The organism is Pseudomonadota bacterium, from assembly GCA_018817425.1.
Classification (GTDB): Bacteria; Desulfobacterota; Desulfobacteria; order Desulfobacterales; family RPRI01; genus RPRI01.
On the sequence record JAHITX010000067.1, the window covers coordinates 1 to 15,217 of the forward strand.

Here is a 15,217-nt window from a genome sequence, read left to right on the forward strand (position 1 = left end):
CCATTTCATTATACTCAAAGCTGCCGGTTCTGCTGTTGTGAGTCAGGTAATTATACTCATGGCTTATCAAGACTCCCTGGGATATAAAGCCGTGAATTGAAACACCGCCCAGCACATCAGCTTCCACAGCTAAAGCATTAGAGCCAAATCCAATTGTCATAAATGCTGCTATAAATATTAATATTTTTTTCATATCAATGTTCCCCCTCTTATTTTACTGTAATGATTTTAACCGTTCCGGTGTCTGCTGTACCCGAAACGTATCCAATGGCCCCATTAGTGCCTGCAACAAAATCTATCATAGCTTTGTCCGAACTAAAGGTTTTTGGCATACTGCCCTGGCCGGTGAATACCTGTTTTTTCCAGTAGTTGTTAAACTGTGCATTGGATTTTTGAAGATAGGTTTTAAGAAAATCATCGTGTGGTTGCCCTGAATCCAGAGTCACAAAATATATGCTTGCCCCATTGTCCCATGTATTTTTCTTGCCAAGAAAAATATCCTTGAGCATATCCGGTGAGATATAACTTATGGATACATTCTTATTTGCAATTATTTGCACATCGCCTGCCGATACTGCTCCTGCAAGCGGAACGAGTAAAACCAACCCAATAATAAAAATTCCCATTAACCCTTTTACTTTCATAATGTTTTCCTCCTTCTAACCATGTTTCCTCCTTAAATAATAATATTTGACTGATGCTATAGATAATAACCCAAAATTATCAGACCAATCTGTGACACACCTTTCTGCCTCGATTTAACTTGATTTAATAAATCAGCTTTTGTTATCTTCTCCTATCGGAAGCAAAGTTTGATAACTTTAGCTTGTAGTGAAAGCTTTGCTTTGCATCCATTAAAATTAATTTTTTGTTCCCTTATCCGATATGGCAAACCAGAGTTAATCAGAGCTCTCGTAGTAACCACAGGCAATTTGAATCTACATAAAGCAAGTTGGATGCCGAAACATCAGGTATGTTTATTAAGGCAATTAAGGTTTTACTGCTAATGATAGTAACGATATTTGTTTAGTATAATTTAATAGGTATTATTCCTGTTAGTTGGATGGAGGTATATAACTCATATAGGCAAACTTTAAATAAAAATAAAAATAAATTATTCCTCCTGCAAATTTACATATAAGTTAACCAGGAAGGAATTTTGCGTCATTATTTTGACGGTTGTGCCAAAATAATGATCATTTTCTATGGCGGGAAAATTTTCAAGTGATGGAGTTTATTTGGGTAGTAAAACAGATATAATTGTAAGATGGTTGAGTGATAAATTGAAAAGATGGAAATTTACAAATGCAGGATTTATTAACTCGTAAAAAAAGAACAACACCAGACCAGGAAGGAGTATTCGCTATTTCTTATTCAGGATTTCAACAATCCTGTCTGAAACCTGATTTGGAGTTATATGGTCAGTATCTATTTCATGTTTAGCAGCGCTTTTGTATTTAGCTGTTCTTCTGTCAAGAACCTCTGCAACTTCTTCGGTAAATGTTTTTCCTTGAGTTAAAGCAGGCCGCTCGGTTCCGGATTCAATGCGTGCAACAATAACATCCACAGAAGCCTTTAGCCAGAATATGATTCCGTTTTTTTTAAGAGCTTCAATGTTTTCCGGCCGCTCAATAACGCCTCCTCCGGTATCAACGATAACATTATCAAGCTTTGAAACACCAAGGGCAATTTCTGTTTCTATGCTGCGGAATTTATCCCAGCCGTATTTTTCAACAATTTGCGGAATTGTAAGACCTGCTTTATTAACAATTTCGGCATCCATGCCTATGCTTTTCATTTTGAGTTTTTCGGAGAGAACTTTTGCAACTTCACTTTTTCCTGTTCCGCGGTATCCTATCAATACAATATTCATGAGTTAAGATGCTCCATAACCACTTTGCGCATTACTTCTTCCGGAGCATTTACACCGGTAAAGCGTTCAAATTGAAGTACTGCCTGATTGATAAACATTTCTACCCCGGAAATAGTTTTAAGACCGTGAGCTTCTGCGTCTTTCAGCAGTTTTGTTTTAAGCGGAGTATAAACAACATCAAAAATTACCTGTCCTGGCTTAAACAGATCTGCCGGAACAAGTGAGGCATCTTCCTTTGGGTGCATTCCGATTGGTGTGCAGTGTATAACAAGATTTGCGTCTTTCATATTTGCAGATAAAGTTTCATCTGTAAGCATATCCGAATCAATAGATGTATCTGTACCTGCTTTAAGATCAGAGGCCAGTTTTTTTAGCATATCAGCGTCGATATCAAGAAGTGTGAGTTTTGCAAGGCCTGTATTATGTGCTATAGTAAACGCTATAGCGCGTGCTGCACCGCCTGAACCAAGCATCAATACATTTTTCCCTTCAAGATTCACACCTGCATTGCGGATTGCCTTAAGAGCACCAGGTCCATCTGTACCCAAACCGAACAGTTTGCCGTTTTCATTTATAACTGTATTTATGGAACCTATATTTTTATCCAGATCAGATATTTCATCCACAAGATCAATTATTGCAATTTTATGTGGAATAGTAACACTCATCCCCCTGAAATTTTCAAGCTCTCTCATACCGGACAATGCATTTTTTACATCTTCAACCCTAAATGACACATAAACAAAATCCAGATCAAGTGCATCATAACCTGCGTTATGTATAGCTGGTGAAAGGCTGTGAGAAATTGGGTTTCCAATAACTGCGCACAGTTTAGTCCCTGTACCTATTGATGTTAGTTTTTTCATTCTTTTATCCTGTTTTCAGATATTTAATTAAGACAAGCCGGATGTATTAATCCAACAGGTTAACCGCATTTAGGCTTCATATAATCCTCTCGGAGGTGCAGTCAAGTAAATTCCCCCTTAACAAAGGGGGCTAGGGGGTTGTTTAATGCCCGTTATCGTATCATATCCTCCGGAAATTCATAATACTGACAGTGTCTTCAATTCCGTGTTATATAATATCTCTATTACAACCCCCTTAATCCCCCTTTTTTAAGGGGGAATCTTAGGTAATGATTTAACTTCCTCTTTAATGACCCAAAGAGCTTCTTTCTTTGTTTTCCTGTATGCAGTTTTGATAAATCCCTGATTAATCCAAGTCATGGAGTTTGCTACCTGATGGTAAGCATGTTGTCAAGACGGATTTCCCACGTTTTACCTAAAGTTCTTTAAGCAGCCTTTTCAAGACTTTACCTGACGGATTTTTAGGAATGGATTCAACAAAACTTACCGCTCTTGGCTTTTTGTAACTTGCAAGGTGCTTTTTACAATAATTTATAACTTCCTGCTCACTCATAGTCATTCCTGTTTTCAAAACCACAAAAGCCTTGACGGTTTCACCCCAAACGGCATCGGGAATTCCGACAACGGCTGCATCAGCAATAGCCGGATGTCCGAAAAGTACTTCTTCAATCTCTCGCGGATAAATATTTTCCCCTCCGCTTGAAATCATGTCTTTCTTCCTGTCCACTATATAGAAATACCCTTCTTTATCTACTGTTGCCATATCTCCGGTATAAAGCCAACCGTTTTTAATCGCTTCTTTTGTTGCTTTGCTGTCTTTGTAGTATTCCTGCATTATATTCGGACCTTTGCAGATAAGCTCTCCGGCTTGATCCGCAGGCATGGAATTTCCATCTTCATCAACCACTCTGGCCTGCAAGAAATTTACGGCACGTCCCACTGATCCGTGCTTTCTAAAAGAATCATTTCCTTTTAATATGGTAATAGTTGGAGATGCCTCGGTACACCCATACACATCATAAACTCCGTTTGAATTGGGAAAAACTTTTAAAAGTTTTTTCTTGACCTCAACAGGCAGTATAGCTGCTCCTGATGTGCATTTGGTAATGGAGGAAGTGTTATAATCATCAAGCTTCGGGTGTTGGAGTAGTATGTTAAACATAGAGGGGGCGCCGGATATAACATTCACACTTTTTTCTTCGATATATCTTAATACAGTTTCAGGCTCGAATTTTTTAATCAGAATGCATGTACCGCCTAAGGCTATCTGTATGGTAAAATGATTATTCAAACCGGCCGTATGATACATAGGGCCGATGATCAGAGATACTTCTTTGCTCCGGTCTTCTCTGCCCAAAATTGTATTATGGAGATTCCATAAGATATTGCCGTGGGTAATAACCGCACCTTTTGGTTTTCCGGTTGTGCCTGATGTATACATTATTTGGCAGGGATCGTTTTCTTTTGCATCAACCAAATTTTCATCCGCTTTTCCGTAAGACAAAAACATTTCATAATCATGGGCGAAACCATCTTTTTGTGCATCCACGCATACAAAATGCTTTACTGCCGGCAGTGTGCGGCAAGCAGAAGAAATTGTTTCTTCGAACTCTTTCCCAAAGAAAAAGAAATCGGTTTCGGAATGATTTATAATGTATTCGATCTCATCTGCCACAAAACGAAAATTGACCGGTGTTGCAACCGCTCCGGATTTTATAGCGGCAAAATATACTTCTGCAAACTGATGGCTGTTGAAAAACATTATTGCAACCCGGTCTCCTGCTTTAAGATCGTGTTGCCTCATAGCGTCAGCCAGACAGTTTACTCTTGCATTAAATTCTTTATACGAAAATACTTTATCTTCCGAAATAATTGCTGTCTTATCCGGATATTTTCCTGCACTGTTTACCAGAAGATATGAAATGTTCATAAATAATACTCAAAGGAGCCAGTTTCAAAACGCCCCATTTTGGCCGATCTCTGCGTTGGGCTCAAATTTCAATCCTCGAAATACTTAATGTATTCCTGCGGTTGAAATTTTCGCCCGCCTTGAGCTTGACCAAACTGAAACGTTTTGAAAGTGGCTCAAAGTTTATGTTTTTAAGAAATTGCATCTTCAAATAACAAAGGACTTTTTGCCAGACGTTCCGTCACTTTATTCTGTCCGATTGTAATAAGAGATTTTATAAAATCAGGCCCAACAGCCTGGCCTGTTACGGCAATGCGAATACCGTTTACAAGGATTCCGGGTTTAGTGCCGATATCACCTGCCATATCCATAATCACCTTTTCAATCGTTTTGGCATTGAAATTTTCTATTGTATTTATCCTGTCAGCAAGATTAGAAAGCCAATTTATTAGTTCCGGATGCTTAAGAATGTTCTTCTTCAATGCATCAGCATTTATTGGGTAATCATCTGAAAAATATGCCCTGCCTGTTGTTGTAAAATCAGTTAACAGATGAAACCTGCTGCGGACAAGACCAATTATATCGATAAATTCCTTTTTTCGATTTGTTTCAAATTCGTCATTCCACAAACTCCCGCCTTCAAGCTGTTTTTTTACATAAGGCAAAAGCTCTTCTACAGGAATTGTTCTTAAATAATGGGCATTGACATTTATAGCTTTAGGATCGGTAAAGTACTTTGGATCATCCTTGTTAATGTTAAAAACGGAATTTGCCCGGCTTATTCCCTCTAAAGAAAACGCTTCGATAAGCTCTTCTTTTGAAAAAATTTCTTTTGACTCAGTTGTTGCCCAGCCTAAAAGCACCAGGAAATTAACAAGCGCCCAGGGCAAAAAGCCGTTTTGTCTGTAAAAATGTACGGCTACAAGTTCACCGTGGTTTCGTTTGGATATTTTTGCTTTCTTAGGATCAAGGGTTAAAGACATGTGTGCAAAAACCGGCAAAGTCGCACCAAGAGCATTGTATAAGAGTATCTGCTTGGGCGTATTGGCAAGTCCGTCCTGACCGCGAATGATATGCGTAACCTTATCCCTTATATCGTCAACCGCATTTGAAAGCACATATAAAGGTTTTCCATTTGAACGCACAATGATAAAATCTTCCATATCGGCATATTTTTTTTCTATTGTTCCATAAACTGCATCATTAAAAACTACACTGCCTGGACCATCAGGAACTTTCAGCCTGATTGCATAAGGCAATCCGTCAGCTTCTTTTTTTGCAGTCTGATCACAGGTAAGATTCCGGCATGTCCTGTCATAGGAGTAAGTTGTTTTAGATTTAAGCGCGTCTTCACGTTTTGTTTCGATATCTTCTTTAGTGCAGAAACATTTATACGCATAACCGGTTTCAAGAAGTTTTTGTGCAGCCCTTTGATGTTCTTCAATGTGTTGGCTCTGAAAATTCGGGCCTTCATCCCATAAAAGTCCGAGCCATTTTAATCCTTCAATTATTCCTTCTATAGAATTTTCCGTGGATCTTTCGGCATCTGTATCTTCAATTCTTAATATGAATTTGCCGCCGGTTTTACGTGCATAAAGCCAGTTAAAGATCGCAGTTCTCGCACCTCCAATATGCAAATAACCGGTGGGGCTTGGTGCAAATCTCACAACAACCTGTTTTTTCATCCTGATTTCCTTTTTAATTCTTAGCAATCTTTAAAATATTTTATAATTATTACTTTATCGCTGGATTTACAATAGTTGATATTATAATACGAAAGATAAAGTATGACTTTGATGAAGGAAATTTTCTTGACCATGCCAGGGTTTGGTACATAATATTTATAAAATAAGTGATCGAATTGAGAATATAATATGGATCTTGATGATTATATAAAAAACATTGGCACAGAAATGCTTGGGATAGCAAATCACGCAAAAAGAATCCCGGAACATCCGGCTATTATTATGGAAGATATTACTGTCTCATATAAAGAGCTTGATAAAACCGGTAATATTTTAGCTAATTCTTTATTGCAGCATAAAATTGCAGCCAATTCCAGGGTTTCGGTTCTTATGTCAAATTGTCCGGAGATGATATATATATGGCATGCATGTGGTAAAATATTTACTACGCCCGTATTTATTAATTATCGTTTTAAAGAAGATGAGGTTGCTCATATTGTAAATGATTCTAAATCAAAGATTTTGATTTACGATCATAAATTTGAAAAGATAATTTCCGGTGCTAAGGATAAAATCGAAAACTCTGACCTGATATATGTTTGTGCGAACGGGCCTGCAAAATCAGACTCAATTGGATTTAAAGATCTTATCAATGCTGATAATGATACTGATCCTGGTTTGCAAAATCCTTCTCTTGGAATGGCATCTTCATTGATATATACTTCCGGCACAACAGGCAGACCAAAAGGGGTTGTCAGAAACAGTAAAAACAGATTAAACATGATGCTTTTGTATGCATTCATAACAGGTTGGGATTTTAGCGATAAACACATTGTGGCAGGCCCTTTGTGCCATACCGCTCCTTTGAGTTTTGCAAGCTGTTCTTTTCTTTTTGGAAACCCTGTTGTAATTATGACGAAATTTGATGCCGTAAATTTTCTTGAACTTATACAAAAACATCGTATTACAACTACTTTTGTTGTTCCTACGATGTTGAACCGGATCTGCAGTTTGCCCGAAGAAATATTAAAAAAATATGATGTTTCTTCTCTTCGCCTGATAATAGTAACCGGGGAAGCTTTCCCCTTTGCTCTTAAGAAAAAAGCGGTTGAGATATTCGGAAACGATAAAATTTATGAGATGTATGGAGGAACCGAACTTAGCTGTGTGACATTTATGATACCTGAAGAACAACTGAAAAAGCCGGGAAGCTGCGGAAAGGCAGCCCCAGGTGTAGATATCAAGTTGCTTGATGAAAATAATAATGAGGTTCAGATTGGAGAAGTAGGAAAAATATATGTGAAGAGCTCTTTTCTGTTAAGCGGCTATCATGAAAATCACGAAGCAACAAAAGCAAATTATTATGACGGCTATTTTACGGTAGGCGATATGGCCAGTATGGATAAGGACGGTTATTACTATATTGCAGACAGGGATGTTGATATGGTTATATCCGGCGGCGTTAATATCTATCCTGCCGAGATAGAGGAAGTGCTGCACAGTCATAAGGATGTTTACGATGCTTCGGTAATCGGTGTGCCCGATCAGAATTGGGGAGAAAGACTCGTTGCTTATGTGGTTCCCAAAGAAAATTCTACTGTCTGTGAGCAGGATATCACAGATTATGTTAAAGATAAGCTCGCATCGCATAAAAAGCCAAAGGAAGTAATCTTTATAGATGAGATCCCTTCTTCAACTTCAGGCAAGAAATTAAAACGTGTGCTTCGGGAGCAATATGCATTACAAGAAGTAATTGAGTCTCCCGGCAAGTATGATCGTTCAATGATGTTCGATGATCGAAAGCGTACATACCGTGTTTATATGCCTGTGGGCTTTACGCCCGGTAATCGCCTGCCTTTAGTATTGATGCTTCATGGTGGACAAATGACAGGCCTGCAAATGGAGAGAATTACAGGTTGGTCCGATACCGCCGATGAAAAAAACTTTGTGGTTGTATATCCCGATGCGATAGGAACATATAAAGACAGGCTGCATTGGAATGACTGCCGGATACCGGAAGTAGACGATGTATCGTTCTTATCGGCATTAATTGATGAATTAATAGAAAAAGCGAACGTCGATCCAAGTCGTGTTTATGTAACAGGATATTCTAACGGCGGTGGCATGGCCATTTATTTGGCAGCTGCCATTGCAAATAAGATAACGGCTATAGCTCCTGTTTCCGCAACAATCTTTAAAGATATGGACAAAAAGTGGCACCCGGATCGTTCTGTGCCTGTAATATATTTTCATGGGACAAGCGATGTATTCGCTTATTATGAAGGCGGAACTGCCGGTACTTATAAGGGGGCGAGTTTGTCTTCCGAAGAGTTTGTGCAATGGTGGGTAGATAAAAACGGCTGTGATCCTGAACCTGTTTATACCGAACTGGAAAAAGGGCCATCGGATCTTTCGATAAAATGCTATGTGTATGGAAAAGGTAGGGAAGAAGTAAAAGTAGTATTTTACAAAATAGAAGAAGGCGGCCATACCTGGCCCGGAAGGCCTAAGTTCTTTCCTGAAAAAATATTCGGCAAAACTGCAGTAAATCTTGATGCCAATGAGATCATATGGAAATTTTTCAGGGATTATAAACTACCGGAGAATGTATCTTCTTAATCTTTTTCTTCCTGAAATTTGTATGCGCACTCATAGCCAAACAATTACAAATTGAATCGGAATATTATTTTGACAAAAGTTAAATATCTGGTAATAGATTGAAAGGGCTCCTGTGGCCAAGTTAAATTATACTTGTATTTTAGACTTGAATCCTCAAAGCATCAGCAAAAGCAGATGGCAATCTCGTTTCATATACCATAATGCCATAATATTAACGATATTCTCCCACTTAATATACTGCAATTGAGAGGGCGGAATATAAGCGAGAGAAGGGTATATACCATAATGAAAATCTTTGTCACGGGCGGTGCCGGATATATCGGCAGCCATATTGTTAAGGCACTGGGTTTGCTGGGGCATGATATCCTGGTATATGATAACTTAAGCACAGGGCATCCCTGGGCCGTCCTTTACGGTAAACTTGTGCAGGGGGATCTTGCCGATCAGAAATATCTTGAAAAGACCTTAAATGATTTCCAGCCTGAGGCAGTTATCCATTTCGCTGCATCCATACAGGTGGAAGAATCTGTGCGTATACCATTACTATACTACCAGAATAACGTTGCTAATAGTCTGAATCTCCTTCAGGCTATGATTAGTTGCGGTATTACGCAACTGGTCTATTCCTCAACTGCCGCTGTTTATGGCATTCCGGAAACAATCCCAGTTGCAGAGACGGCTCCGTTGTGTCCCATCAATCCATATGGGGCGTCCAAGGTCATGGTGGAAGGTATCCTTCAGGATCTGGCGAAGTCGGGATCTTTTCGCTACATTGCCCTGCGATACTTTAACGTTGCCGGTGCAGATCCCGAAGGCCGCATAGGCCAGGCATATGCGAAAGCAACACATCTTATCACCCGGGCTTTAAAGACTGCCAAGGGAGAATACGAAAAGCTCTACATCTTTGGTACTGATTACCCTACGTCGGACGGAACCTGTATCAGGGATTATATCCATGTTAACGACCTTGCGGATGCACACATCAGGGCATTGGAATATCTCATGGCCGGAAAGGGATCTGATATCATGAATTGTGGTTATGGACACGGTTTCTCCGTAAAGGAAGTAGTGGCAACTGCCAAACGAGTTACCGGGATCGATTTCCCCGTACTTGAGACCGGTCGTCGTGCCGGAGATCCCCCAGCCCTCATTGCCAACAGCGACCGCCTCAGAAATAAAACAGGCTGGTTACCCAGCCATGATGATTTGGACTTTATTATCCGCACGGCCTGGGAATGGGAGCGTAAATTCAAATCGGAAGCTGCGGTATCCTGAAGATAGATAAGATTCTCTTTTTGCGTATTCGCGTTATATTTGTGCCTATGAAGATATTAAAAATGCATGATATAGATAAAGCAAATTATGCTAGAGTAAAAAAGTGTATGGGTTTGCCTCCAAATAATATTTGTATTATTTAAAGCAGTTAAAAAACAATGTATGTCTTTACCTAATCATTACGTATGAAATACCCTTCAACTGGTTCATTTAATCTGCAACCCGAAATATTTAAATAATGTTTAATATCAGAACATTATGCTAAATGGTTACAGTTGGTACATGTTTTGCTACATAAAATAATTTAAATTAAAAGCTCAACAGTATTGAATAATACCAGGCATGAGACGAAAATAAACTTTGGGATAATTTCCCCACAGAACAATTTTTTCGCAGCCTGGAGCCTTAAAGGTTATCGCATTATCGATTTATAGCAAAACACTCAGCAAATCATGAGGTGTTAAATTATATCTCATATTGTAATTCCATTCGGCTTCATTCAATCCTGGGTTACAAAATCCCATTTACTTATGGAAAAGTACAGTGCAAAAAGCAAATTAAAATTGGGGATCTGTTTTTTTACTTGACCTTTATAAAAAATTTATATAAATTGCTAAAAAATCTTTTCCTATGAATTTAAAGTCACAATTAATTATTCAGAGAACGCTATATAATACGTTTAAAGCGTATTAAGAATAAAGACAAAGACGAGTAGTTAAATAATATAGCCTAAAGCATCCTTTGTAAATTATACCCCGGTGAATGTGGGGTTGTAATTACAGTCAAGTATAAATAACGTATTAATCCTGATAAAGCGTAAGTGCTTAAACCAGATAGTCCTGAGGAGGAAGTAAACAATGAAAAAAGTCTTATTTGCTAGCATTGTGGCATTTATTGTTTTTGGCCTTACATCACTGGCTGCGGCAGTTCCGTCCAATGCAATCGATGATTATGCAGTTCAGTTTTATGCAATCGATGATGGTCGTGATGAAGGAAACGCAGATATTGCAATCCTTGATTTCAGCGATCCTCTTTTGGGTGATTTATTTTACAAAGTAGGAAGTGGGGTTTGGTCTATGTTTGCAGCCTCTACAGACTTGATAATTGAAGTGCCAACTACTGAAGCTTCAGATTGGAAAAATCTTGTTGCGTTGGCATTCAGGAAAGTTGATGGCAGCTATCTTTCACCTTTCAGTATTGCGTTCTTAGGTGAGAGCCTGACAAACCACCACTACGATTCACTTCTTATTTCCTGGACAGCGCTTTCAAAAACTTATATTTATAACGCCAATGGAGATGACAACCTTATGCCGGTTCATACACCTCTGCCTGGCGCTTTTTGGCTTTTTGGCTCTGGCATCCTTTGTCTGGCCGGTTATCGTACCAGGAAACAAAGCTGACTTGCAGCATTTGGGTACAGTTTTAAGATATGAATAACAAACGATGCATCGCCTGTTATTGCTCCGATAGTATTTCGCATCTGCCAATACTCACTTCAATAGAATAGTATTAGGATGCATAAATCTTTGAGATCGGCAGCAAAAGAAAACGAATAAACAAAGTGTTCAGGCACTTTTTCCTGCAATCAATAGAGCTAATTTCAAAACATTTCAGTTTGGTATAGATCAAGGTTGGAGAAAATATCAACCACAGTAATACATTAAGTATTACGAGGATTAAAATTTAAGCCCAACGCAGAGATCAGCCCAAATGGGTTTTTTTGCAACTGGAGCTATTAATAATATTAATTGGTAATATAAATGTTATTAATATTTAAAACCTCACATTTTTCTAAATAAAAAAAATAAATCATTATTAGTTAATCTGTATGCTATCTGTAGGTTGTCCTGTGTTAAATAAGTAATTTGATGGAGGCAAGTTCATTGGAGCAGTAATTCCACATACCAAAAGAGAATAAGCACGTGTCTATAATCTTTAAATCAATCCAGGAAATTAAGTAAGGTGAGATGTGTCCCAAAATATATTTACAAGAATTGAGCCACTTTCAAAACGTTTCAGTTTGGTCAAGCTCAAGGCGGGTGAAAATATCAACCACAGTAATACATTTAGTATTTCGAGGATTGAAATTTGAGCCCAACACAGAGATCGGCCAAAATGGGGCGTTTTGAAACTGGCTCGAATTGATGATGATAAATAACTTACAAAGAGGTACATAACAAATAGTATAAGTAACACAGGCAAGACATATTCCTTGGTTCTGCATGTGCTTCCCTTCAAAATTAATATCTATTGCAGAGCTACTAACCAGACAAGTAAAGGAAAAGGAGAAAAGAATGAAGAAAGTTATTATTTTAATGTTCTTATGTTTTTTGTTTATTGTGGGTTCGGCAAATGCTTCAATCGATTATTATTGTGAAAAACCGGCAGAGACAAATACGGCAACTCTCGGGCCTTTTACATTCGATATGACTATAGCTGGCGATCTTACGACCCCGGGTATGGTAACGATTAGCACGACTAGCTTAGGTGTTGATGATAGTTTGAATACATGGGCATGGCCTGCACCAATGACCGGGCCGGGCACGATTGCTGCCGGTGTTCTGAGTGTGGATGCTAGCCAAGATTACGATGTTGCGGCTTTCGGTTCAGTCTATACAGCAACTTTGAGAGCATTTACTCTTGATACTGTGGCAAATACCGGTACATTTATTTTAAGCCCATTTGGTGGCCAGGAAATGTATACCTGGCACTTTGACGCAACACCTGTTCCAATCCCCGGAGCGTTGTTACTGCTTGGTTCCGGCCTGATAGGCTTAGTTGGTATAAAGAGAAAAATTAAAAAATAAGAATTGTCTGAAGGGAAGCACGGGCAGGATCAATGGTGGTCCTGCCCTTTTTTTAACTTATACGATAGTAGTATTGCAGTATATATTTAATCCGGCTGAGATATTAAAAATAACCTTACGATAATAGAAACCAAACTTATTGTATTACTTCTTTTATGGATTTAAAAATTAAAGCAAATATTACAGGAAAACAATTTTCGGGTAGTTATTCAAAACTCTCCTATAATTTTCTCCTATTATTCTCAAAACCCCACAGTTTTCGTACTATATAAAAATATATTTTAAGTTGTTGCTTCTTCTGTTGATAAAAAGACAGTAAATTGCAAAAAAAATATAACATTTGAGAACTATTGCATTGTTTTACTAACAAATATTTGTTATAAGACCATGCTTAGGAAATTTGAGGGTAAAAAGGTTTTGCATTAATCCGATATCATGTTTTAAGACATTAGAAGAATACCATATTTTGGTTAAGAAAGGCTATAATCTCAACCACAGGAAGTCTTCGATTCTTTCGACAAATGAGATTTTAGCCCATTCGTGTTAATGGTACTAAGTGAAGCGTAAGTACTAACCGCCGCTCTTTGGCTTAAGGGGGGGTGTTATGCAAAGGATTCACGCTGTAACTGAGAGGGCGGAGCTGTATGCAGGGATGGAGAAAAATGCCGAGACCTTTGAAGAATGCTCAATTTTCAGAATTCACTATTATGTACTGATGAACATCCCCCTGGCTGCATATGCGCAATAAGATAAAAATAGTAACAGGTTTACTGGTTGTTACAATTGCCTTGGGGGGGCTCTGGTATGCCCCAAAATATCTCGTTTATGCAGACAAGCCGGTCAAGTCTGATGCTATTGTACTGTTTATTGGCTCAGAGTCAGATAACAAGGCACGTAAAAAGGAAGTGGATTTGATCATCAGACAAGGATTTACCACTTTACTTCTTATCCCTGCCTACAGGCAAATTCTGGATACGTCTGCAACTTCATTCAGCACAAAGCTTGAAACCTCGAGACAACCCCCTTTTTTACCCGGCCTCAAATTCAAATCCTATTATGAAGATACGCATATCGAAACACTGATAGCGAAAAAAATCATGGACAAATACGGGTTGGAGTCTGCTATCTTTGTCAGTTCCCCTTTTCACTTGCGCCGTATAAAATTGATTACAGAGAAAGTCTTTGGCAAAAAATCCTCAAAAATCGTCTTTGTACCTACCCGCTTTGAGACATCGCATAATAAAATATGGCAATATTCAGCATCGGATTGGAAGAATTTGGGAAGCGAATATATCAAAATAGCCTGGTTTTTAATGTATCATCAGATAGCTGCATACTGAAAGAAAAAGGCGGCTATTGTGCCATTTGATAAATGGGAGCGAACAGAGAAAGCGAAAGAGATTCTTGAGCAAGTGTATTTGCGTGGTAACATACAAGCACGCAGAAACAGCAGTTCTTCAGTAAATCCGGACTATTTACTTATAACAGAGGGATTGACCCTTTGAATCCTTGAACTGTAAACCGTGAACCATAAACTGCGAACCGTAAACTGTAAACCGTTTTTCATTGATGCACAGTAACTATAGATATAAAGGGCGCCCTCCCCTGTTTTTGCCGAATGTTGACAAAAAGGGTGGTTTGAAATATTATAAATTTCATTAATGTTTTTATATAATAAGTATTTATTGAAAGAGGTTTGCAGAGGATAATATGATTTCCCATCAAGAAACATCTTTTCAAAAGGCTATTGATGCAGTGGAGTCTCTTCCATTTGATGATCGTGAGGAACTTCTTGAGATTCTTAGAATGCGTGTTGCCGAAGAGAGGCGTGATGAAATTGCAGCCAATGCAAAGGAAGCATTGCAAGCTGTGCAAGAAAAGCGGGCACAATTCGGAACAGTGGAAGATTTGAAAAAGGATCTCTTAAAAGGTTGATGTACACTCTATCATGGTCAAATGGATTTCGTAGCGGGTTTAATAAGGCTACACGAAAAGATCCGGTTTTACAGGAGAAGATTTTCTTTGCACTGGAAAAGCTTTCAAGAGAGCCATTTGATCCGTCACTTTAGGCTCAAAAACTTCATGGAAAATTGTTTGGACTTTGGGTCTGCCAGGTCGAGTACGATTGCCGTATTGTATTTACATTTGCCAAAGATCCGGATAGCGGGAAAGATTAGATTGTT

At 38.5% G+C, this 15,217-nt stretch carries 13 protein-coding genes and 1 pseudogene; 8 read left to right on the top strand and 6 right to left on the bottom strand.

The features are described 5' to 3' along the window. From KKC46_11620 to KKC46_11645, 6 genes are all read right to left on the bottom strand, one after another. On the bottom strand, positions 1-193 hold a 193-nt coding region (locus KKC46_11620; protein ID MBU1054461.1), incomplete at its 3' end, for a hypothetical protein. A 16-nt stretch (positions 194-209) separates the two neighbouring features. Then, entirely contained in the window at positions 210-644 is a 435-nt protein-coding gene (locus KKC46_11625; protein MBU1054462.1) for a hypothetical protein, read from the bottom strand. Between the two features lie 719 nt (positions 645-1,363). Next, positions 1,364-1,873 (bottom strand): shikimate kinase, encoded by a 510-nt coding sequence (locus KKC46_11630; protein ID MBU1054463.1) that lies wholly within the window; start codon positions 1,871-1,873, stop codon positions 1,364-1,366. After that, complete coding sequence (locus KKC46_11635; protein MBU1054464.1) at positions 1,870-2,739, bottom strand: shikimate dehydrogenase; 870 nt, start codon at positions 2,737-2,739, stop codon at positions 1,870-1,872. Before KKC46_11635 ends, KKC46_11630 begins: the two co-directional genes overlap by 4 nt. 415 nt (positions 2,740-3,154) lie before the next feature. Beyond that, on the bottom strand, positions 3,155-4,669 hold the full coding sequence (locus KKC46_11640) for a long-chain fatty acid--CoA ligase (protein MBU1054465.1): 1,515 nt from the start codon (positions 4,667-4,669) through the stop codon (positions 3,155-3,157). Positions 4,670-4,839: 170 nt separating this feature from the next. Further along, positions 4,840-6,333, bottom strand: coding sequence for a glutamate--tRNA ligase (locus KKC46_11645; protein ID MBU1054466.1), 1,494 nt, complete (start codon positions 6,331-6,333; stop codon positions 4,840-4,842). A gap of 189 nt (positions 6,334-6,522) precedes the next feature. On the opposite strand from KKC46_11645, the gene KKC46_11650 reads away from it, so the two are divergent. The 8 genes and pseudogenes from KKC46_11650 to KKC46_11685 all read left to right on the top strand — a co-directional run bounded on the left by KKC46_11650 (position 6,523) and on the right by KKC46_11685 (position 15,211). Beyond that, positions 6,523-8,952 carry an AMP-binding protein gene (locus KKC46_11650; protein ID MBU1054467.1) on the top strand — a complete coding sequence of 810 codons (2,430 nt, stop codon included), beginning with the start codon at positions 6,523-6,525 and terminating at the stop codon, positions 8,950-8,952. Between the two features lie 285 nt (positions 8,953-9,237). After that, on the top strand, positions 9,238-10,227 hold the full coding sequence (gene galE, locus KKC46_11655; GenBank protein MBU1054468.1) for a UDP-glucose 4-epimerase GalE: 990 nt from the start codon (positions 9,238-9,240) through the stop codon (positions 10,225-10,227). Between the two features lie 857 nt (positions 10,228-11,084). Further along, entirely contained in the window at positions 11,085-11,627 is a 543-nt protein-coding gene (locus tag KKC46_11660) for a hypothetical protein (GenBank protein MBU1054469.1), read from the top strand. 894 nt (positions 11,628-12,521) lie between these two features. Continuing rightward, a complete protein-coding gene (locus KKC46_11665; GenBank protein MBU1054470.1) occupies positions 12,522-13,034 on the top strand; it encodes a hypothetical protein in 513 nt (170 codons plus the stop codon). 604 nt (positions 13,035-13,638) lie between these two features. After that, the gene (locus KKC46_11670; GenBank protein ID MBU1054471.1) at positions 13,639-13,782 is read left to right on the top strand and encodes a hypothetical protein; all 144 of its coding nucleotides are present in this window, start codon (positions 13,639-13,641) and stop codon (positions 13,780-13,782) included. Next, on the top strand, positions 13,772-14,374 hold the full coding sequence (locus KKC46_11675; GenBank protein ID MBU1054472.1) for a hypothetical protein: 603 nt from the start codon (positions 13,772-13,774) through the stop codon (positions 14,372-14,374). The genes KKC46_11670 and KKC46_11675 overlap by 11 nt, the downstream gene beginning before the upstream one ends. Positions 14,375-14,744: 370 nt before the next feature. Then, positions 14,745-14,969 carry a hypothetical protein gene (locus tag KKC46_11680; protein ID MBU1054473.1) on the top strand — a complete coding sequence of 75 codons (225 nt, stop codon included), beginning with the start codon at positions 14,745-14,747 and terminating at the stop codon, positions 14,967-14,969. Further along, positions 14,969-15,211, top strand: a pseudogene (locus KKC46_11685) (type II toxin-antitoxin system mRNA interferase toxin, RelE/StbE family). Before KKC46_11680 ends, KKC46_11685 begins: the two are co-directional and overlap by 1 nt. Positions 15,212-15,217 lie beyond the last annotated feature (6 nt).